16 protein-coding genes are annotated in these 19,389 nt (G+C 65.8%); 6 read left to right on the forward strand and 10 right to left on the reverse strand.

Going from position 1 to position 19,389, the window contains the following annotated elements:
* Window positions 1-9: 9 nt before the first annotated feature.
* From FEF26_RS01230 to FEF26_RS01265, 8 genes are read right to left on the reverse strand one after another with little or no spacing between them, the layout of a single operon-like run.
* Window positions 10-1,182: an ABC transporter substrate-binding protein gene (locus FEF26_RS01230; protein ID WP_138251714.1), complete on the reverse strand. Its 1,173-nt coding sequence runs from the start codon at window positions 1,180-1,182 to the stop codon at window positions 10-12.
* Between the two features lie 51 nt (window positions 1,183-1,233).
* Window positions 1,234-2,052 (reverse strand): ABC transporter permease, encoded by an 819-nt coding sequence (locus tag FEF26_RS01235; protein WP_138251715.1) that lies wholly within the window; start codon window positions 2,050-2,052, stop codon window positions 1,234-1,236.
* On the reverse strand, window positions 2,052-2,936 hold the full coding sequence (locus FEF26_RS01240) for an ABC transporter ATP-binding protein (protein WP_138251716.1): 885 nt from the start codon (window positions 2,934-2,936) through the stop codon (window positions 2,052-2,054). The genes FEF26_RS01235 and FEF26_RS01240 overlap by 1 nt, the downstream gene beginning before the upstream one ends.
* Entirely contained in the window at window positions 2,933-3,841 is a 909-nt protein-coding gene (locus tag FEF26_RS01245; protein ID WP_138251717.1) for an ABC transporter permease, read from the reverse strand. The genes FEF26_RS01240 and FEF26_RS01245 overlap by 4 nt, the downstream gene beginning before the upstream one ends.
* The gene (fgd, locus tag FEF26_RS01250; RefSeq protein WP_138251745.1) at window positions 3,841-4,926 is read right to left on the reverse strand and encodes a glucose-6-phosphate dehydrogenase (coenzyme-F420); all 1,086 of its coding nucleotides are present in this window, start codon (window positions 4,924-4,926) and stop codon (window positions 3,841-3,843) included. Before fgd ends, FEF26_RS01245 begins: the two co-directional genes overlap by 1 nt.
* A gap of 5 nt (window positions 4,927-4,931) precedes the next feature.
* Window positions 4,932-5,960 (reverse strand): TIGR03842 family LLM class F420-dependent oxidoreductase, encoded by a 1,029-nt coding sequence (locus tag FEF26_RS01255; protein WP_138251718.1) that lies wholly within the window; start codon window positions 5,958-5,960, stop codon window positions 4,932-4,934.
* Window positions 5,961-5,976: 16 nt separating this feature from the next.
* A complete protein-coding gene (gene hydA / locus FEF26_RS01260; RefSeq protein ID WP_138251719.1) occupies window positions 5,977-7,392 on the reverse strand; it encodes a dihydropyrimidinase in 1,416 nt (471 codons plus the stop codon).
* A gap of 33 nt (window positions 7,393-7,425) precedes the next feature.
* A complete protein-coding gene (locus tag FEF26_RS01265; RefSeq protein ID WP_138251720.1) occupies window positions 7,426-8,274 on the reverse strand; it encodes a nitrilase-related carbon-nitrogen hydrolase in 849 nt (282 codons plus the stop codon).
* Between the two features lie 195 nt (window positions 8,275-8,469).
* Between FEF26_RS01265 and cofC the strand changes: the two genes are divergently transcribed.
* From cofC to cofD, 4 genes are read left to right on the forward strand one after another with little or no spacing between them, the layout of a single operon-like run.
* Window positions 8,470-9,132, forward strand: a complete 663-nt coding sequence (gene cofC / locus FEF26_RS01270; RefSeq protein ID WP_138251721.1) for a 2-phospho-L-lactate guanylyltransferase — start codon at window positions 8,470-8,472, stop codon at window positions 9,130-9,132.
* Complete coding sequence (gene cofG, locus FEF26_RS01275; RefSeq protein ID WP_138251722.1) at window positions 9,129-11,432, forward strand: 7,8-didemethyl-8-hydroxy-5-deazariboflavin synthase CofG; 2,304 nt, start codon at window positions 9,129-9,131, stop codon at window positions 11,430-11,432. Before cofC ends, cofG begins: the two co-directional genes overlap by 4 nt.
* Window positions 11,429-12,958, forward strand: coding sequence for a flavin-containing monooxygenase (locus FEF26_RS01280; protein WP_138251723.1), 1,530 nt, complete (start codon window positions 11,429-11,431; stop codon window positions 12,956-12,958). Before cofG ends, FEF26_RS01280 begins: the two co-directional genes overlap by 4 nt.
* Window positions 12,955-13,968, forward strand: coding sequence for a 2-phospho-L-lactate transferase (gene cofD, locus FEF26_RS01285; RefSeq protein ID WP_138251724.1), 1,014 nt, complete (start codon window positions 12,955-12,957; stop codon window positions 13,966-13,968). Before FEF26_RS01280 ends, cofD begins: the two co-directional genes overlap by 4 nt.
* A gap of 34 nt (window positions 13,969-14,002) precedes the next feature.
* Here cofD and FEF26_RS01290 read toward each other — a convergent pair whose 3' ends face one another.
* Window positions 14,003-14,836, reverse strand: coding sequence for a coenzyme F420-0:L-glutamate ligase (locus FEF26_RS01290; protein ID WP_243730340.1), 834 nt, complete (start codon window positions 14,834-14,836; stop codon window positions 14,003-14,005).
* 105 nt (window positions 14,837-14,941) lie between these two features.
* Window positions 14,942-16,303 carry a PucR family transcriptional regulator ligand-binding domain-containing protein gene (locus tag FEF26_RS01295; protein WP_166432863.1) on the reverse strand — a complete coding sequence of 454 codons (1,362 nt, stop codon included), beginning with the start codon at window positions 16,301-16,303 and terminating at the stop codon, window positions 14,942-14,944.
* Between the two features lie 128 nt (window positions 16,304-16,431).
* Between FEF26_RS01295 and FEF26_RS01300 the strand changes: the two genes are divergently transcribed.
* Window positions 16,432-17,952, forward strand: coding sequence for a CoA-acylating methylmalonate-semialdehyde dehydrogenase (locus tag FEF26_RS01300; RefSeq protein ID WP_138251727.1), 1,521 nt, complete (start codon window positions 16,432-16,434; stop codon window positions 17,950-17,952).
* Window positions 17,953-17,973: 21 nt separating this feature from the next.
* Window positions 17,974-19,383, forward strand: a complete 1,410-nt coding sequence (locus tag FEF26_RS01305) for an aspartate aminotransferase family protein (RefSeq protein WP_138251728.1) — start codon at window positions 17,974-17,976, stop codon at window positions 19,381-19,383.
* Window positions 19,384-19,389 lie beyond the last annotated feature (6 nt).

The following is a 19,389-nucleotide window of genomic DNA, read 5'->3' on the forward strand; positions in this document are numbered from 1 at the left end:
GAGACTCCCTCAGTCGGCTTCGTTCTCGAAGCTGACCTCGATGGGCTCCCAGTTCTCGCCAGTGAGGTCGAGGTCCTCATCCTCCAGGTCAGCCAGTGCCTGTTCAATATACTCGTTGGTCCAGGCGTCGTCGCTGGGTTCTTCGGTGATCGGGGAGTCGTCCTGCTCGTTGACTGCCTCCAGGGCTGCGGCGACCGTGTCATCCCAGGCGGCCTCGTCAATCGTGGCGAAGCCGTCCTCGGCCGGCCAGATCAGCGCATTGGTCTCGTTGACCATCCACAGCTCATGGTCGTACTCCCAGCCGGAGCCGGCGTTGATGGTGATCTCGGCGGCTTCCTCCGGGTTCTCCGCCGCCCACGCCCAACCACGGGTCACCGCACGCAGGAAGGCGACGGTGGTCTCCTCATAGTCGGCGTCGTCGGCCAACCGTTCGCCGTCGGCCCAGATGGCATCCTGCAGCATGGCGCCGCCGGTCTCCTCGTATTCGATGACGGTGAAGTCATCCTCGGTGTAGAGCTCGCCGGTGTCCGGGTCGGTGGCCTGCAGAAGCTGGGCGTATTCGTTGTAGGTCATGGCCTGGGCGGCGTCGATATCGCCCTCCAGGAAGGCGTTCATGTTGAAGTCCTGGGTGATGATGTCCACCGTGGTGGAGTCCAGGTCGTATTCGGCCATGGCAGCGAAGATCTCCCACTCATTGCCGAATCCCCACGAGCCGATGCTGCGACCTTCGAAGTCTTCGACGCCTTCAATGTCGCTGTCGGCCCAGGCGACCTGCAGGGTGCCGGAGCGCTGGAATACCTGGGCGATGTTCACCAGATCGGCTTCGGTGGCCTCCATAGTCTCCAGGACCTTCGGCACCCAGGCGATGGCGTAGTCAACCTCGCCATTGGCCAGGGCGTCCTGCGGGACGATGTCGCCGCCGGATTCGATGATCTCGACCTCCAGGCCCTCTTCCTCGAAGAAGCCCTGTTCGGCGGCGGCGAAGTAGCCGGCGAACTGCCCCTGGGGCAGCCACTGCAGCTGCAGGCTGACCTCGGTCAGCTCACCGTTGTCCCCGCCTGCCTCGGCGTCGTCGCCGGTGTCTGCCTCGTCGGCTCCACAGGCGCTCAGCGCCAGTGCGCCTGCGGCGAGGGTGCCCAGTGCTGCACTGCGGAAGGAGTGCCTTCTGATGGTGTGCTTCATGGTGTTTCCTGCTTTCTCATCGGTGGTGCGGGTGGGGGAGTCTGCGGTGAGTCAGCCGGCGGCGGCCCGGCGTGATCGGTTGGCCAGCCACTCCAGCAGCAGCGTGGTCAGGTAGAACATCAGGCCCAGCACGATGGAGGCCAACACATAAGCCCAGGCACGCGGATACTGACTCGACGCCGCGGCGGTGGAGATGATGCCGCCGAGTCCGCCGCGTGGGCCCCCGAAGTATTCGGCCACCAGTGCGGATATCACTGCCAGGGACGAGGCCAGCCGGACCCCGGTGAAGACATAGGGAACCGCGGTGGGCAGTGTGATGGTGAAGAAGATCTGTATGGGGGTGGCCGCGTAGGTGTGCATGAGATCGCGCAGCTCGGGGTTGGTCTGCCGCAGACCGCGCAGCGTGGAGACGAAGACCGGCACAAAGCTGGCCAGGGCTGCGATGGCCTGGCGCGGGAACTGCGTGGAGCCGAACATGGTGTTCAGGATCGGTGCCAGCGCCACGATCGGGATCACAGCAAGGGCTGCGACCAGCGGGTTGACCATCGCATTGGCAGATTTCGACGCCGCCGCCAGCGCGGCGAAGAACACTCCGAGCAGGGTGCCGGCCACGAGCCCGGCCAGGGAGTTCCAGCCGGTGATCAGTGCCGCACTCCAGATGTGCTCAAAAGCTCGGTTGGCCTCGGCGAAGATCGCCGTGGGGGCCGGCAGCAGGTAGCTGGAGATCCCGAAGACCCCCACGAGCAGCTGCCAGAGCAGCAGGCCCAGCACACCCACCAGCACCGGGGCGAGAACCCGACCGGTGGTCAATCGGCGCGCCGAGAGTGTCCCTGGCCCGACCACCGGCGAATCCGTCAGCTGTTTGCCCATCAGCGGTTCTCCACGCCGTGTCCAGTCGAGGTGCGCCCGGACCCCTGTGTGCCGCCCTGGCCCGACCTGCCGTGGAGTGATTCCCGCACAGCGGTGATCATGTCGAAGTAGGAGGTGTCCTCCCGCAGCTCATCGGTCCGTTCATCGGTGCTCTGCAGCTTCATGTCGATCACTTCAGCGATCCGGCCCGGCCGCGGGGACATCACCACCACTCGGTCCGAGAGGTAGACCGCCTCGGGTATCGAGTGGGTGACGAAGACGACGGTGGCGGAGGTCTCCGCGCAGATCCGCAGCAGCTCAGTCTGCATCCGTTCCCGGGTCATCTCATCGAGCGCCCCGAACGGCTCATCCATCAGCAGCAGTCGAGGTTTCTCAGCAAGCGACCTGGCGATCGCCACGCGCTGCTGCATGCCTCCGGAAAGCTGGTCGGGGTGACGGTCGGCGAAGTCGGCGAGCCCGACCATCTCCAGCAGCTCTGCCACGCGAGCCTTGCGGTCCGCAGTCGAGGACTTGTGCAGCTGCAGCGGCAGTCCAACGTTGTCCGCCACCGTCCGCCACGGCAGAAGCCCTGCCTTCTGGAAGGCGATGCCGTAGTCCTGGTCCCGCCGCGCCCGGTCCGGGCTCTTGCCGAAGACACTCAGCTGGCCGCCGGTGGGAGCCTCCAGGTCGGCAATGAGCCGCATCAGCGTGGACTTGCCGCAGCCGGAGGGGCCGATCAGTGAGACGAACTCCCCCGGCGCCACGGTCAGGCTGACGTCGGAGAGTGCGTGCACCTGCCCCGAAGAGGTCGAAAAGACCTTCTCCACATTGGTGGCCTGGACTGCCGTCGGGGCTGCAGCCTCCGGTGCCGGCGTCGTCGAACCTGCTGTATCCGGAGTAGTCATGAACTCTCCTCCTGTCGTCGGTAGGTGCGCAGCGTCAGGCCAAGCAGGGCTACTGATCCAGCTGCGACGAGGCCGAGGGCCACTGCGCCGAAGACCGGGCCCCACGCTTTGGCCGGATCATTGGAGGCCTGTCCCGCCCATTGGATGAGCAGACGTCCGATGCCGCCGCGCAGACCGGTGGAGACCTCGGCCACCACCGCCCCGATCACCGCGTTCGCTGCGGCTAAGCGCATAGCGGCCAGCAGAAAGGGCACCGCCGCCGGCAGCCGGAGCCGCAGCAGCATGGTCCACCAGCCCACCGCATAGGTGCGCATCAGTTCGGTGTGGCTGGTCTCTGGCGACTGCAGTCCTTTGAGCACGCCCACAGCGATCGGGAAGAACGCCAGCCAGGAGGCGATCAGCGCCACCGACATCCAGTCGCGCCACTCGAAGAACGGCGGGTCCAGTTGGATCCCCCAGTTGCGCACCACCGGAGCGAAGGCGATGATCGGCACCGTCTGCGAGAGCACGATCCAGGGCAGCAGACCCCACTCAGCCAGCCGCCAGCGCAGCATGATCAAAGCCAGACCGAAACCGACGACGACGCCCACCACCCAGCCCGCGGCCGCGATGCCTAAGCTGAATGCCGCTGCAGTGACCACGGCCACCCACAGTGGGTCCGCATTGGGCGCACCGGTCTCGCCTTCGAACATCCGGGTCACCATGTCCCAGGTGTGCGGCATGGCCAGATCCGAAGTCCGCGGCAGGATCCGGGTGTCGAACACCATGACCCCGTCGCTCGGGCCCAGAAATTTGTAGACTTCCCAGAGCACCAGCAGCGCCAGGAGTCCGGCCGCTCCTCCCAGCCAGGCACGGCGAGCACCGGAGCGGTCTTTGAGCTTGACGGTGGTAGGTGCCGCGCTCATCAGGGAGTCTCCGGCACGATCTGCGGCACCGAAGCTTTCAGCTGACGCAGCCGGGGAGCGAGGTCTCGCTCAAAGAGCTGCATGAACCGGCGCTGATCGTTACCCGGTGCGTGGAAGACCAGATGGTTGAAGCCGGCGTCGACGTAGCGGCTGATCTGGTCCACCGTTTCGTCAGCGTCGGAGGAGACGATCCAGCGCGAGGCGATCTGCTCAATGGGCAGCGCATCTGCGGCGCGCTCCATCTCCACCGGGTCGTCGATGGTGTACTTGGCTTCCTTGGACAGTGACAGCGGCGCCCAGAACCTGGTGTTCTCCAGGGCGGCCTGCGGATCCGGGTCATAGGAGAGTTTGATCTCTATCATCCGGTCGATCTGGGAGAAGTCCCGGCCATTGGCAGCCGCCCCTGCGGCTACCGCCGGCATGAGCTTCTCGGTGTAGAGCTCCATCCCCTTGCCGGAGGTGCAGATGAAACCCTCCCCCGCCCGGCCGGCGTATTTGGCCACCGTGGGTCCGCCTGCGGCGATGTAGACCGGGACCGGGGAGTCCGGCTTGTCGTAGATGGAGGCATCAACGGTGCTGTAGTAGTCCCCGGAGAAGCTCACCCGGTCCTCTCCCCAGAGCGCACGAATCAGCCGGACGGCCTCGCGGAACCTGGCGAAGCGTTCCTTGAACGCCGGCCACTCCAGCCTCTGGGCTCCGGACCAGCCGGTGGCAGTCTCATTGAGCGCTTCCCCGGAGCCGACGCCGAGAATCACCCGGCCCGGGTAGAGCGCACCGAGGGTGCCGAAGGCCTGGGCGATGACGGCGGGGTTGTACCGGTAGTGCGGTGTCATCACCGAGGTGCCCAGGGTGATCTGACTGGTGCGTTCGCCCGCGGCGGTCAGCCAGGCCAGGGAGAAGGGCGCATGTCCTCCGGTGTGCCGCCAGGGTTGGAAGTGGTCGGAGGCGAACGCGGAGTCGAAGCCGGCGTGCTCCGCGGCCACGGCCAGTTCGACCAGCTCGCGGGCACCGAACTGCTCGGCTGAGGCTTTGTAGCCCAGGGTCAGCGGCACAGTGTGCGGGGGTGCGTCAGCGGGATTCGGCATGTTCGTCATGATGCGGCGATGATCTGTTCCTGCAGCGCAGGGATGATCTTCTGCCCGTAGCGCAGCATAGTGGTGTCCTCGTTGTCGTGGCCGAGGTAGCCGGCGAATTGGGTCATGCCCAGTGCGGCGAGCTTTTCGAGCTTGGCGATGTGCTCCTCCACGGTGCCGATGAGGCAGAACCGTTCGACAATCTCATCGGGCACGAAGTCCACGTGGTCGTTGCCGGAGCGGCCGTGCTGGTTGTAGTCATAACCCTGCCGGCCGGCGATGTAGTCGGTCAGCGCTGTAGGCACCTTGGAGTCGGTGCCGTAGCGGTCGACGATATCGGCCACATGGTTTCCGACCATCCCACCGAACCAGCGGCACTGCTCGACCGCGCGGCGGTGATCCGCCTCGCTGCCGTCGGTGACGTAGAAGGGTGCGGCGACGCAGAATTTGATGGTGTCGGGATCTCGTCCAGCCTCCTGGGCGGCTTCACGGACGGTGGTGATCATCCATTCGGCGATGTCCACATCGGCGCACTGCAGGATGAACCCGTCGCCGACCTCGCCGGTGATCTGCAGCGCCTTGGGCCCATAGGCGGCGACCCACATCTGAAGCTCAGAGCCGCGGCTCCAGGGAAACTGGATGGTGGCATCGTTGATCTGGGCGGGCCGAGAGTTGGCCAGTTCGCGGATGGTCTCGATGGACTCCTTGAACTCCCGCAGCCTCACCGGCTTATCGCCTTTGACCCGAACCGCGGAGTCCCCGCGGCCGATTCCGCATATGGTGCGGTTGCCGAAATGCGCGTTCAGCGTGGCGTAGATGGAGGCGGTCACCGTCCAGTCCCGGGTGGCTGGGTTGGTCACCATCGGTCCGACTTTGATGCTGGTGGTCTGCGACAGGATCTGCGAGTAGATGACATACGGCTCCTGCCAAAGAATGTGGGAGTCGAAGGTCCAGAAGCAGTCGAAGGCGAATTCCTCTGCCCTGCGGGCCAGCGCGATGGTGCGCGCAGCCGGGGGATTCGTCTGAGCGACGACACCAAATTCCATCGGGGTTTCCTCTCGTTCAGATCAGGTACTGGGACAGGCCGCGCTTGACGAACTGTCCGTGAGACTTCAGTCCGTGGTATTCGCCGTCCTCGACCAGCACCTTGCCGCGGGAGAGGGTGAGGTCCACATGGCCGTCGATCTCGAAGCCCTCCCAGGCGGAGTAGTCCATGTTCATGTGATGGGTCTTGTCCACCCCGATCGATGTCCTCCCCTTGGGGTCGTAGATGACGATGTCGGCATCAGCCCCGGGCTGGATCACGCCCTTCTTGCCGTACATGCCGAACATGCGTGCCGGGGTGGTGGAGATCAGCTCCACCCAGCGGGGCAGTGAGATCCGGCCGTCGACCACGCCTTGGTAGAGCAGGTCAACCCGGTGCTCCACGGAGCCGATCCCGTTGGGGATGGCCCGGAAGTCGTCCTTGCCGAGCTCCTTCTGGTCCTTCATGCAGAAGGGGCAGTGGTCGGTGGAGACCATCTGCAGGTCGTTGGTGCGCAGACCCTGCCACATGGCCTCAAGGTGACCGTCCTGTTCGCTGCGCAGTGGGGTGGAGCAGACCCACTTGGCAGCTTCGAAATCACCCCATTCCTCCGACGTCGCGCCCAGCTGCTTCTCCAACGACAGATAGAGGTACTGCGGGCAGGTCTCACCGAAGACGTTCTTTGCCTTGTCGCGGGCCCAGGCGACCTGTTCCACGGCCTGTTTGGCGCTCATATGCACGATGTACAGAGGTGCATCGGTGAGGTCTGCGAGCATGATGGCCCGGTGCGTGGCCTCCTCCTCCATCTGCCAGGCGCGGGCGATGCCGTGGTAGTACGGCGCGGTTTTGCCCTGGGCGGCGAGCTGCTCAGCCAGCACATCGATGGCGGGCCCGTTCTCCGCGTGCATCATGGTCATCAGCCCGAGTTCACGGGCCTTCTGCATTGCTCTGAGGATCTGCGCGTCATCGGCGTAGAAGACACCGGGATAGGCCATGAACATCTTGTAGCTGGTGACGCCCTCATCGGCGAGGGACTCCATGGCTTTCAGGGAGTCGTCGTCTACCCCTCCGATGATCTGATGGAAGCTGTAGTCGATGGCGCAGTTGCCGGCGGCCAACTGGTGCCAGGTCTCCAGGCCGTCCTGCACGCGTTCGCCCTGCTTCTGGATCGCGAAGTCGATGATCGTGGTGGTCCCGCCCCATGCGGCCGCCCGGGTGCCGGTCTCGAAGGTGTCGGAGGCATTGGTGCCGCCGAAGGGCATCTGCATATGGGTGTGGGCGTCGATGCCACCGGGGATGACGTATTTGCCGGCCGCGTCGATGACTTTCTCCGCGGCCACCTCTTGGCTGCCGGGGCTGAAGAGCGCGACGACGGTCTCATCTTCGATCAGCACATCCGCCTGCGCGGTGCCTGTGGCGTTGATGACGGTTCCATTGATGATCAGAGTCTTCATCGGTCTGTCTCCTACCGGGTTCGTGGGGTCAGGTCAGGGAGCGACGATGGCGCCGTAGCCGTCAGGGCGGCGGTCGCGGTAGAACTGCCAGCTGTCGCGGGCCTGGTAGATGAGGTCCATGTCAAGGTCACGGACCAGCAGCTGCTCGGTCTCGGATGAGCCGACCTCGCCCACATAGTTGCCGCGGGGGTCGACCACGTAGCTGGTGCCGTAGAAGTCCACGGCGAGTTCGCCGTACTCGTTGTCCTCTTTGCCGACTCGATTCGGCACCACCACGAAGTAGCCGTTGGCTGCTGCAGCGGTGGGCTGCTCGATCTCCCAGAGCCGGTTGGACAGGCCAGGTTTGGAGGCGTTGGGATTGAAGACGATCTCTGCGCCGGCCAATCCCAGCATCCGCCAGCCCTCGGGGAAATGCCGGTCGTAACAGATGGTCACACCGATGGTGCCGATGGAAGTTTTGAAGACCGGCCAACCGAGGTTGCCGGGTCGGAAGTAGAACTTCTCATAGAACTTGTCCACATGCGGGATATGCATCTTCCGATAGCTGCCGACCGTGGAGCCGTCGGAATCGACCACCACGGCAGTGTTGTAATAGACCCCGGGCATCTCTTCTTCATAGATGGGCAGGATCATCACCATCCGGAGCTCCTTGGCCAGGGCGGCGAACCGCTGGACGATGGGACCGTCGGCGGGTTCGGCGAAGCGGTAGTACTTAGACTCCTCGGTGATGCCGAAGTACGGACCGTAGAAGAGTTCCTGGAAGCAGATGGCCTGCGCCCCCTGGGCCGCGGCGTCGCGGGCGAACCCCTCGTGCTTGTCCAACATGGACTCTTTGTCGCCGGTCCATGTGGTCTGACTCAGCGCAACTCGAACGTCGACCATCAGGTCCCCCTCTTCCGTCCGCTTCTATTACCTAGGACATGCCCGCGGGCGAGTCTTGAACCTATGTGAGGTGTGTAAGGGCGAGAACACGCAGCTGTTACAGCTGCGTAAACAAAAACTCCCGTTCTGCGGTGCGGTCAGGTATACGATGAGCCGTTCAGGACAAGCGACCATTCGACCTCGGGAATTGGGGAGATGAACACGGTGTCAGTGCGGGCGGTGTCAGTGCGGGATGCGCATCCGGTGTCCTGGACTCTCATCGTCCCCGTCCGCCATCCCGGAACGGGCAAGACCCGGCTGCGGCTCGGCCGGCAGCACAGTCTGGCAGCCGCCATAGCCCGGGACACACTGAGCGCTGTCACCTCGTGTGCGCGGGTGCGGCGGGTGGTGCTGGTGACCGACGACGCCGCCTGGACCCCTTTGGTCACCGCCGGACTGACGGTAGAGATCGCCGTTCAGCAGCAGGCTGGCTTGGACGCTGCAATAGCGGAGGGACTCCGGTGTGCTGGCAGCGGACCGACAGCGGTGCTGCTGGGTGATCTTCCCGCGGTGCGCGCAGAACACCTCGACAGCGCCCTGGGTGAAGCAGCTTCAGTGCCGAGGGGTTTCGTGCCCGATCACTGGGGAACCGGCACCACGCTGATCACCGCACTGGTAGCGGCTGAGCATCGGCCCCAATTCGGTCCGGGATCAGCGGCCCGGCACTCGGCGGCGGGCTACCGTGAGCTGGCAGCTGCCCCGGCACTGCGGGCAGATGTGGACACCGCCGAGGACTTGGACGCGGCCAGCGCGCTGGGACTGGGCGAGGCGACGTCGCTGGCCGTCTCCGGTATCTCTGCCGAGAGAGCACTCCGATGACGAAGATTCCGGTGAGCATCAGTCCCGCAGCTGCCAGACCGGCGGACGCTGCACCGCAGGTCGAACACTCCCGCACCGCCGAAATTCTGGCCCGGGTTGCTGCCGGCATCCCCCTGACTGTGGATGATGCTGCTGCTCTGCTGGCCGTCCGGGGCGAGCAGTTGGAGCAGCTGCTGAGCCTCGCCGCGCAGTCGCGCGACAGCGGCCACGGACGGCGAATCACCTATTCCCGCAAAGTTTTCATCCCACTGACCACGCTGTGCCGGGACCGCTGTCACTACTGCACGTTTGTCGACACTCCCGGTCAGCTTCGCGCCGACGGGCGAGCACCGTATCTCAGCCGCGAGGAGGTGGTGGAGATCGCCCGGCAGGGTGCGGCACTGGGATGCAAGGAGGCGCTTTTCACTCTCGGCGACCGTCCCGAGGAGCGCTGGAGTGCCGCCCGCGAATGGCTCAACACCCACGGTTATGCGTCCACGCTGGAGTATGTGGCGGCCATGGCGGCGGCCGTGCTGGAAGAGACCGGTCTGCTGCCGCATCTGAACCCTGGAGTGCTGAGCTGGACGGAGATGCAGCGGCTGCGTCCGCTGGCGCCCTCGATGGGCATGATGCTGGAGACCACCTCCCGGGCACTCTACGAACAGCCCGGCGGCGCCCACTACGGCTCACCCGATAAGGACCCAGCGCTGCGGCTGCAGGTGCTCGACGACGCCGGCCGGTCCCGAATCCCGTTCACCACCGGGATCCTGCTCGGCATCGGGGAGACGCTGCGCGACCGGGCGGAGTCGCTGTTCGCCATCCGGGACTCCCATGCCACATGGGGACATGTGCAGGAGACCATCGTGCAGAACTTCCGCGCCAAGCCGCGCACCGCGATGCAGAACGAACCAGACCTGACCACCGCCCAGTTCATTGCCGCAGTGGCTGTCGCCCGCCTGGTGATGGGCCCGGAGGCGCACATCCAGGCGCCTCCGAATCTGACCGACCCAGCGGAACTGAACCTGCTGATCCGTGCTGGGATTGACGACTGGGGCGGGGTCTCGCCGCTGACCCCCGACCATGTGAACCCGGAGCGGCCCTGGCCGCAGATCGAGGAGCTGGCCCGGCTGACTGCAGATTCCGGCTACGAGCTCACCGAGCGGCTCACCGCCCACCCAGAGTGGCTTGCCGAACCGGACTACTGGTTGGACTCGCGCATGCACCAGCCGGTGGCGGCACTGACCGGCGCCGGCGCCCCTGCGGTGCATCTGGACCCAGATCACGCGGTGCTGAACCGGGCTGAGTCCGAACCCGCGGCGCTGTCCGATGCTGACTATGCCGAGCTGCTGCGCTGCAACGGCACTGTTCTGGAAGAGCTCTGCAGGATTGCCGATGCTGTCCGGGCTGACAGTGTGGGGGATCGGCTGACCTATGCGGTGAACCGCAATGTGAACTCCGCCCTCTACGACCCGGCCGGCGAGCGCGGTGGGCTCACCGATGCGGACCTGCGCAGCATCGCTGCTGAGGCCGCAGCCGCCGGAGCGACTGAGCTCTGTATCCAGGGGTTGATACCTCCCGAGCTGCCAGGTGCGGCGTATTTCGACCTGGTGGATGCCCTGCGCTCCGGCGCCGCGCTGCACCTGCATGCCTACCGCCCCGCTGAGATCGCTGATGCCGCCGCGCGTGTAGGGGTACCGGCGGCGCAGATCCACGCACGTCTGATCGACCACGGGGTCGGCTCCGTTCCCGGAACGGCCGCCCGGATTCTCGACGATGCGATCCGCGACCAGCTCACTGCAGGCACGGACATCCCCGCCGCGCGGTGGCTGGAGCTGATCCGCAGCGCCCACCGCGCCGGCCTGCGCTCCACCGCGACCATGAACTACGGGCATATTGAGACGCCCGAGCACATCGTCGCTCACCTTCGGCAGCTGCGCTCCCTGCAGGAGGAGACCGGTGGGTTCACCGAATTCATCGCTATGCCGATCATCCCGCAGGACATCCCGGTGCCCGGAGTGACCCGGATGGCCGATGACCGCCTCAGCCGCGCTGTGCATGCGGTGTCCCGGCTGCTGCTCAGCGGAGCCATCAACCACGTTCAGGCCGCCTGGCCGAAGTTCGGCCTCGGTACCGCCCAGACCGTGCTGACCGGCGGGGCCGATGACCTCGGCGGTGTGCTGTTGGACGGCACCCGCCCCGAGGCAGACCCAGAGGCCGGGCGCAGCCTGACACTGGCCGATGTTCGCCGACTGGCCACCACGCTGGGCCGCACACCCGTGCAGCGAAGTACGGTCTACGAGCCCATCGGAGCAGCGGCATGAACCCCGGAGAGATCAGCGGCTCCGCAGCCAACGGGGTGACCGGCACCCACGTGCGCGTCGTCGTCGTCGGCGCCGGAATCGCCGGGATAGGAGCCGCACTGCGGCTGGCGGCCGAGGGTGAGCGCGACTTCCTGCTGCTTGAACGAAATGCCGATGTCGGCGGCACCTGGCTGGACAACGTCTACCCCGGGGTGGCCTGCGATGTCCCCTCCCACCTGTACAGCTTCTCCTTCGCGCCGAAGCCGGACTGGCCGCAGTACTTCGCAGACGGGGCTCAGATTCAGGACTACCTGCGCAGCTGCACCGCTGGGCCTGAATTCCGTGACCGGCTGTCGCTGGAGACTGACCTGCTCCACGCCCAGTGGGAGGAGGACCAGGCGCACTGGTCGCTGACCACCAGCCGGGGCGAGCTGACCGCGTCGTTCCTGGTGCTGGCCACCGGCCGGTTCTCCACCCCGCGTCTGCCGGCGATCCCCAACCTCGCCGAGTTCGACGGCCCGGTGGTGCATACGGCTCGGTGGCAGGATCTCGACGTCCCGGGTCAGCGGATCGGCGTGATCGGCACCGGTGCCTCCGCCGCACAGTTGGTCCCGGCACTGGCGCAGCGCAGCGCGGAGCTCACCGTCTTCCAGCGCAGTCCACCGTGGGTGGTGCCCAAGGGCAACCGGCCCTACTCCCCCACCGAGCAGGCGCTCTTCGTCGAAGACGATCAGGCACGGCGGCGCCACCGCAGCAGCATCGTCGCCGAGATGGACGCCGGGCTCGGCGCGCGATTCAGCGGCAGCTGCGCCCATGCCGACCTGAGGCGCCGGGTGCTGAAGCACCTGGAGTCCGAAGTGCCCGACCCTGCGTTGCGCGCCCAGCTGACCCCGGACTACGAGCCCGGATGCAAGCGTGTGCTGCTCTCCGACGACTGGTACCGGAGTCTGCAGCGTGAGAATGTGGTGCTGGAGCCCTCGGCCCTGGCTTCGGTCAGTGGTTCCACCGCGACGGCGGCCTCTGGGGCCTCCTATGCTGTGGACGCGCTGGTCTTCGCCACCGGGTTCCTGGCCTCCCGCCCGGCCATTGCCGCTGCGGTGACCGGCCGTGAACGCAGTCTGGCCGAGCATTGGTCAGCGGGAATGACCTCCTACGCCTCCACTGTGGTTACTGGGTTCCCGAACATGTTCATTCTGGGCGGGCCGCACTCTGCACTGGGCCACAACTCCGCGGTGGAGATCCTCGAGACACAGATCGAGCATCTGCTCAGCGCCCTGGCGCACCTGCCGACCGGCTCCGTGTGCGAGGTGGCCGCCGAGGCGGAAGAGCACTATTCGGCAGCTGTCCACGCCCGTGCTGAGCAGACCGTGTGGACCGGCTGCAGCAACTGGTACCGCGACCAGCAGACCGGCCGGGTGACCCTGCTCTGGCCGGACACCGCAGAGTCCTACCGCCGGCAGCACAGCCGGTTCGCCCCTGATATGTACCGGATCCGCACACCGGCACCTGGACCGGCTGACCGCACCCCTGCCACGGTGGACGCATGAAGGTCACGCTCATCAGCGGCGGGGTGGGTGGGGCGAAGTTCGCCCTCGGCCTGCGCCAGGCGCTGCAGGACCAGGACGCCTCGCTCAGCATCATCGTCAACACCGGCGACGACATGTGGCTCACCGGAGTGCGCGTCTGCCCGGACCTGGACTCCATGATGTACGCCCTGGCTGGGCTCAACGACGCCGAGCGCGGCTGGGGCCGGGCCGGCGAATCCGAGCGGGTCAGTGCCGAACTGAAGGCCTACGGCATCGGTTGGCCATGGTTCACCCTCGGCGACCTTGACCTCGGCACCCACCTGGCACGCACGACCCTGCTGCGCGAGGGGCTGGCGCTGTCGGAGGCGACCGCGCAGCTCTGCGCCCGGTGGGAGTTGGGGGCCCAGCTGATCCCTGCCACCGATGATGAGGTGGAGACCTGGGTGGAGACTACAGCCGGCAACGGCACTGCCACCATGCACTTTGAGGAGTGGTGGGTGCGCACTCGCGCCACGGCCCCGGTGCGCAGGTTCCTCCAGCGCGGGGCGGAGTCGGCGAGTCCAGCCGCAGGTGTGGTGGAGGCTGTTGCGGAGGCTGACGTCGTCGTGCTGGCGCCGTCGAACCCGGTGGTCTCACTGGGTACTGTTCTCGGTTTTCCCGGTGCGGGCGGGAGGGCGGGTGTGCCCGGCATTGCGGGGATCAGGCAGGCCGTTCAGCGGACTGCGGCGCCGGTTGTCGGAGTCTCCCCCATTATTGGCGGCTCACCGGTGCGCGGGATGGCCGCCCAGTGTTTGGAGGCACTCGGTCAGCCCTGCTCGGCGGAGGCTGTGGGCCTAATCTACGGTTCCCGCGGGCAGGGAGGCCTACTGGATTCCTGGCTGGTGGACACCGAAGACTCCGGCGCACTTCCAGCTTTGGAGGCCTCCGGCATCGCTGCCGAAGCGGTGCCCCTCTGGATGCACAACGGGGACGCTTCGCGACGGCTGGCGCTCGATGCGCTCAGCGCAGCTCAGCGTGCGGCGGGGCACTGACAAGACCCAGCGAGGTTCTCGGCGACTGTCCTGCTCAGGGGTTGAGCGGTTCACTGGAGTGGAGTGGTTCGCCATCTTGGGCGCGGCGGAACCCTTCAGCGATGGCCTCGTCAGTCCCGAGGCGGAACATGTCCTGATCCCCGGTGCGCACAAGTGCGCGTGCACCCGGGGCCTCGGGGTCAAGAAGGTGGTCCAGACCGCGCACTACGGCCACCGGCAGGCCGCTGGATTTGCCCTTGACCAGATCCGCCATGGCGCAGATCTCATCCGCCACAGCAGACTCGGTAACGGCCAGCGCCCGGCCTGCTGAGTCGCTTCCGCCCCGGTGGTCGTGCAGCGGCCGGACCCCTGAGCTGCCGATAGCGGCGTCGGTCTGCCCGACACGCCACGCCCGGCCGAGCGTATCGGAGATCAGCACCCCAACCTCAACCCCCAGCCGCTGGCGGATGCCTGAGCGCATCGCGGCTGCCGAAGCATCCGGGTCCTGCGGAAGCAGCAGAACGGTGCCGGGGGCGGTGTTCGACGCGTCAACCCCCGCTGCGGCGCAGACGATACCCAACCGGTTCTCCACAATGCGGGTCAGTCCTTCTCCGTCGGCTCGCGGCCTGGAGGCCACCGCCCGGAGAGTCTCTGCGGTGATGGCCGCCTCACGGTTCTCCGCCTGAACGATCCGGCCCTCAGCCTTGGAGACGATCTTGGAGGTGACGACGAGGATATCGCCGTGGTGAAGCTCAGCTTCTCCCACAGCGGTACAGATGAGAGCAGTGAGGTCATCGCCGGGCTGGACTTGGGGAATCTTAGGCACCGCCCATACCGTGACCGGACCTGCCGCCCGGTGATCACGACCCTGAGCACCGGCAATAGTCACGCAGAATACTGTACTCCCGGCGGTGTAACGCTGGGGTGAACGTGGGGACCGCATCAAGTGCCGGTGTGGTGCTGGCTGGTCAACGGCTCAGCTGGGCAGGGTGGCTCACGGTGCAGCGGCGTCGCCGGGCGCGGTGAGCTCTTCGAGCAGCAACGCCGTGTAGAGCAGCAGCAGCGACTCACCCTGGAACGGCCTCCCGGTGAGACGTTCGATTCGACTGATGCGCGTATAGAGGGTGGGTCGAGACAGTCCCAGCTCACGCGCCAGTTCGGCTTTGTTTCCTCCGGTCCGGACGCTGGCTCGGACAATTTCGCGCAGCTGTTCTCCGTCCTCACCGGCGAAAACGGGCAGGTGGCGGCGAGCGAACCATTCCGCCTCCGGCTGCCCGGCGATGTGAACCAACAGGCCAGACAGTCCCAGGTCTGCCGCGGCCCACCACTGCCTGGTGGCGGATTCCGCCGGATTCTGTTCTCGGCGGGGGCGCCGTGCGCTGACCCGCAGCGCAGCTCGTGCAATTCCTGCGGCATCAGCCAGTGCCCCAGGAGCCTCGGCGAGTGTGACAAATTGTTCGGCAACGCCGACCAGGTACCGCGGAACCAGACCGTAGGTCCGGCGACGATCGGCGTCGGTGCGCAGCGCAGCGCAGAAGGTGTCTACCGCCCGGCGCCCGGCCTCGGCGAAAGCTCCTGCAGGTTCATCAACGGCGAGCATGACGCAGATTTCGGCCTCCTGGCCGGCTGCCACCAAAGCGGGCCGGCGGATGTGCGCGGCGGCCTGGCGAGCACCCAGAGCCAGCTGAGCCACCCGGTACGAGGTAGTCTCCTTCGGCTCACCTTTGAGAAGAACCACCAGCGGGACGTAGCGAGCTGACCGGGGCATACCGAGGGCAGCTACTCGGTCTTCCATATCCTGGGCGGGCAACCCGCCAGGTGCGGCCAGATCGTCGATGAGATTCGTCGCGGCACTGACCATCGGGTCCCATATGGGGGTTCCATCACGCTCAGCGCCGTCGGCCTCCAGCTCTCGTGCCACAAGCTCCCAATGCAGCGCCTCGGTGATCTGCTGGAATCGGACCACGCGGGAGAAGTGCAGCAGCGGCGTCAGCTCTGCCGCAGCAGGCTGGGCGTCTCTGCTGCGCGCCGCCGCCTCAAGCGCCTCCAACAACCTGGGGCGGTCCGGCAGCACTTCAACTGCCAGCGCGGCCGCGCCGACGGCGTCCAAGTCCGCCAAATACTGCTCCAGCGCGTCCTCCAGGTCCGGGCGATCCTCAGCCAGTCGAGGAAGCGTGGAGAGAATGAGCTCGCGCCCCTCCAACATATGGCCAGGACGATCCTGCCCGATGACATGCGCCCACCGAACCGAACGGTTCTCATCAGCGACGCCGCTGAGCAGACGCGGCTGCCCCAACGCCACCGGGTCCAATTCGAGCACTTCGACGAGCGTGAGGGTCCCGCCGCGTGCGTCCATAACATCAAGCTTAATGCCGCCGGCCATATGCCAGCATCCGCACCGCTTTACAGAGTGTCAGGATCATTGCGCCCGATTCTGACACTCTGCCCCTCCCCCAGGGCAGGACATGCCGCCACAATGGAGGTATGACTGAATCTTCTTCTGCAACCCGGACGCTATCAACCGCAGCCACTGGACACTGGATCGGCGGAGAGACGGTCACCCCGGCCGCAGAGCCGAGCATCGCGGTGGACTCACCCACCACCGGTGAACTCATCACTGAGATCCCGCTGGCCTCGCAGGAAACGGTCGACCACGCGGTCGCCACTGCCAAGGAAGCTTTCTCCTCCTGGGGAAGCATCTCACTGTCGAAGCGGACGCAGATCATTTTCCGCTACCGTGAGCTGCTCAACGCCCGGAAGGGTGAGCTGGCCCAGATCATCTCCCGCGAACACGGCAAGGTGTTCTCCGATGCGCTCGGCGAAGTCCAGCGCGGCCTGGAAGTTGTGGAATTCGCCTGCGGCATCCCGCATCTGCTGAAGGGCTCCCAGTCCGTCAACGCCTCCACTGATGTGGACGTGCACTCCGCACGCCACCCCTTGGGCCCGGTAGCCATCATCACCCCCTTCAATTTTCCCGCCATGGTGCCGATGTGGTTCACCCCGCTTGCTGTGGCCACCGGAAACACCGTAGTGATCAAGCCCAGTGAGAAGGACCCCAGTGCGGTCAACTGGCAGGCCGAACTCTGGAAAGAGGCCGGACTTCCTGACGGTGTGGTCAACGTCCTGCACGGTGACAAAGGCGCCGTGGACGGCCTGCTGAACCATCCAGATATCGAAGCGGTCTCTTTTGTCGGCTCGACCCCGGTCGCGCAGTACGTCTACGAGACGGGAACCGCAGCCGGCAAGCGTGTGCAGGCACTCGGTGGGGCGAAGAACCACATGATGGTCCTTCCCGATGCCAACCTGGACCGGGCTGCAGACAGCGCGGTCTCCGCAGGCTACGGCTCCGCCGGAGAGCGATGCATGGCGATCTCCGTTGTGGTCGCCGTCGGGGACATTGCCGATGAGCTCGTAGCGAAGATCGCCGAGCGTACGCGCGGTCTGCGCCTGGACGGCGACAACCCGGATCTTGGACCGCTGATCAACCGGGCGCACCGGGACAAGGTGCGCAGCTACGTCGACGGGGCTGAGTCCGAAGGCGCATCCCTGGTGGTCGATGGTCGCAGTTGGGCGGAGTCAGACAAGGCTGAAGCCGCGTATCTTGGTCCGACCCTGCTGGATCACGTCGGCCCGCAGATGAAGTCCTACCAGGATGAGATCTTCGGCCCCGTGCTCTCGGTGGTGCGTGCAGAGACTTACCATGAAGCCCTCGAGCTCATTAACTCGAACCCCTATGGCAACGGCACCGCTATCTTCACCCGTGACGGCGCCGCCGCTCGCCGCTTCGAAATGGAAGTCACCGTGGGCATGATCGGCGTCAATGTGCCGATCCCGGTTCCCATGGCGTACTACTCCTTCGGCGGCTGGAAGAACTCGCTGTTCGGCGACAGCCACGCCCACGGCGCCGAAGGTGTGAACTTCTACACCCGGGGCAAGGTCGTGACTGCTCGGTGGGGTGACCCGTCCGAGGACGGAATGCAACTCGGCTTCCCGCAGAACGACTGATCGGCACCAGAGGAGATCACCATGAACAGCAACACGTCCACCCTGGCTTCGGCCGACGCCGACCGCATCAGCCCGGCCGATATCCAGGCGGGTCACACCGCCTATGAATTGGACCGCAAGCACGTCTTCCACTCCTGGTCTGCCCAGGAACAACTGCAGCCGATGAATGTCATTGACGCTGAAGGTTCCTGGATATGGGACGGCGAGGGTCGGCGACTGCTGGACTTCACCTCGCAACTGATTTTCACCAATGCAGGCCATAAGCACCCGAAGATCATTGAGGCCATCAAGCAGCAGGCAGAGAAGCTGTGCACCGTCGCCCCGCAGCACGTCAATGACGCTCGTTCCGAGGCTGCCCGGCTGATCACTGAACTGCTACCTGAGGATATCAACCACGTCTTCTTCACCAACGGTGGGGCCGACGCCAATGAGCACGCTGTCCGCATGGCCCGGCTGCACACCGGGCGTCGCAAGGTGCTTTCGGCCTACCGCTCCTATCACGGCGGCACTCATCTGGCGGTGAATCTCACCGGTGACCCCCGCAGGGTTCCCAATGACGACGACGCCGGGGTCGTCCGCTTCCTGCCCCCCTTCACCTACCGGTCACATTTCCGGCCTGACTCCGCAGCCCAGTGGACTCCGGAGCAGGAGACTGAACGTGCTCTCGCCCACCTCAGGGACACCCTGGTGTTGGAGGGGCCGTCCCAGGTGGCTGCCCTGATCCTGGAAGCCATCCCCGGCACTGCGGGGATATACCTTCCCCCGGCTGGCTACATGGAGGGCGCACGCGCGCTCTGTGATGAGTTCGGTGTGGTGATGATTCTTGACGAAGTGATGGCGGGCTTCGGTCGTTCAGGAAAGTGGTTCGCTCACGAACACTTCGCGATCGAGCCGGATATTGTGACCTTCGCCAAAGGCGTCAACTCCGGGTACGTGCCCATGGGGGGTGTCGCCATGGATGACGCCATCTACGCCAGCTTCGCCCAGCGGATGTATCCCGGAGGGCTGACCTACTCGGGACACCCCCTGGCCATGGCCGCCGCGGTGGCTGCGATCAACGCCATGCGGGACGAGGCAATGGTGGAAAATGCTGCTCGACTCGGTGCGGAGGTTATCGGTCCGCGGCTGGAGGACATGAAGAACAACCACCCTGCGGTGGGCGATGTCCGCGGAACCGGCGCGTTCTGGGCCATCGAACTGGTCCGGGACAAGGCAACCCGGGAGCCGCTGGCCCCCTATGGACAGACTCCCGCGGTCATGGCTGATCTGGTGGCAGCGTGCAAAGCCAAGGGTGTGGTGCCATTTATCAACATGAACCGGATCCACATTTGTCCACCGCTGAATACTGCCGACGATGATGTCCGCTTCGGCCTCGATGTCATTGACGAGGTCCTAGCTCTGGCCGATGAGGTCATCTCCGTCCAGCAGTGACCGCAC

The organism is Nesterenkonia salmonea (assembly GCF_005771525.1).
Taxonomy (GTDB): Bacteria; Actinomycetota; Actinomycetes; order Actinomycetales; family Micrococcaceae; genus Nesterenkonia; species Nesterenkonia salmonea.

Excerpts from the sequence above, each read along its gene's own strand:
- cofC (WP_138251721.1), top strand. The coding sequence starts at position 8,470 with ATGAACACGGTGTCAGTGCGGGCGGTGTCAGTGCGGGATGCGCATCCG.
- FEF26_RS01230 (WP_138251714.1), bottom strand. The coding sequence starts at position 1,182 with ATGAAGCACACCATCAGAAGGCACTCCTTCCGCAGTGCAGCACTGGGC.
- FEF26_RS01265 (WP_138251720.1), bottom strand. The coding sequence starts at position 8,274 with ATGGTCGACGTTCGAGTTGCGCTGAGTCAGACCACATGGACCGGCGAC.
- FEF26_RS01280 (WP_138251723.1), top strand. The coding sequence starts at position 11,429 with ATGAACCCCGGAGAGATCAGCGGCTCCGCAGCCAACGGGGTGACCGGC.
- FEF26_RS01300 (WP_138251727.1), top strand. The coding sequence starts at position 16,432 with ATGACTGAATCTTCTTCTGCAACCCGGACGCTATCAACCGCAGCCACT.
- FEF26_RS01235 (WP_138251715.1), bottom strand. The coding sequence starts at position 2,052 with ATGGGCAAACAGCTGACGGATTCGCCGGTGGTCGGGCCAGGGACACTC.
- FEF26_RS01240 (WP_138251716.1), bottom strand. The coding sequence starts at position 2,936 with ATGACTACTCCGGATACAGCAGGTTCGACGACGCCGGCACCGGAGGCT.
- cofG (WP_138251722.1), top strand. The coding sequence starts at position 9,129 with ATGACGAAGATTCCGGTGAGCATCAGTCCCGCAGCTGCCAGACCGGCG.
- FEF26_RS01305 (WP_138251728.1), top strand. The coding sequence starts at position 17,974 with ATGAACAGCAACACGTCCACCCTGGCTTCGGCCGACGCCGACCGCATC.
- FEF26_RS01295 (WP_166432863.1), bottom strand. The coding sequence starts at position 16,303 with ATGGACGCACGCGGCGGGACCCTCACGCTCGTCGAAGTGCTCGAATTG.
- FEF26_RS01245 (WP_138251717.1), bottom strand. The coding sequence starts at position 3,841 with ATGAGCGCGGCACCTACCACCGTCAAGCTCAAAGACCGCTCCGGTGCT.
- FEF26_RS01255 (WP_138251718.1), bottom strand. The coding sequence starts at position 5,960 with ATGGAATTTGGTGTCGTCGCTCAGACGAATCCCCCGGCTGCGCGCACC.
- fgd (WP_138251745.1), bottom strand. The coding sequence starts at position 4,926 with ATGCCGAATCCCGCTGACGCACCCCCGCACACTGTGCCGCTGACCCTG.
- cofD (WP_138251724.1), top strand. The coding sequence starts at position 12,955 with ATGAAGGTCACGCTCATCAGCGGCGGGGTGGGTGGGGCGAAGTTCGCC.
- hydA (WP_138251719.1), bottom strand. The coding sequence starts at position 7,392 with ATGAAGACTCTGATCATCAATGGAACCGTCATCAACGCCACAGGCACC.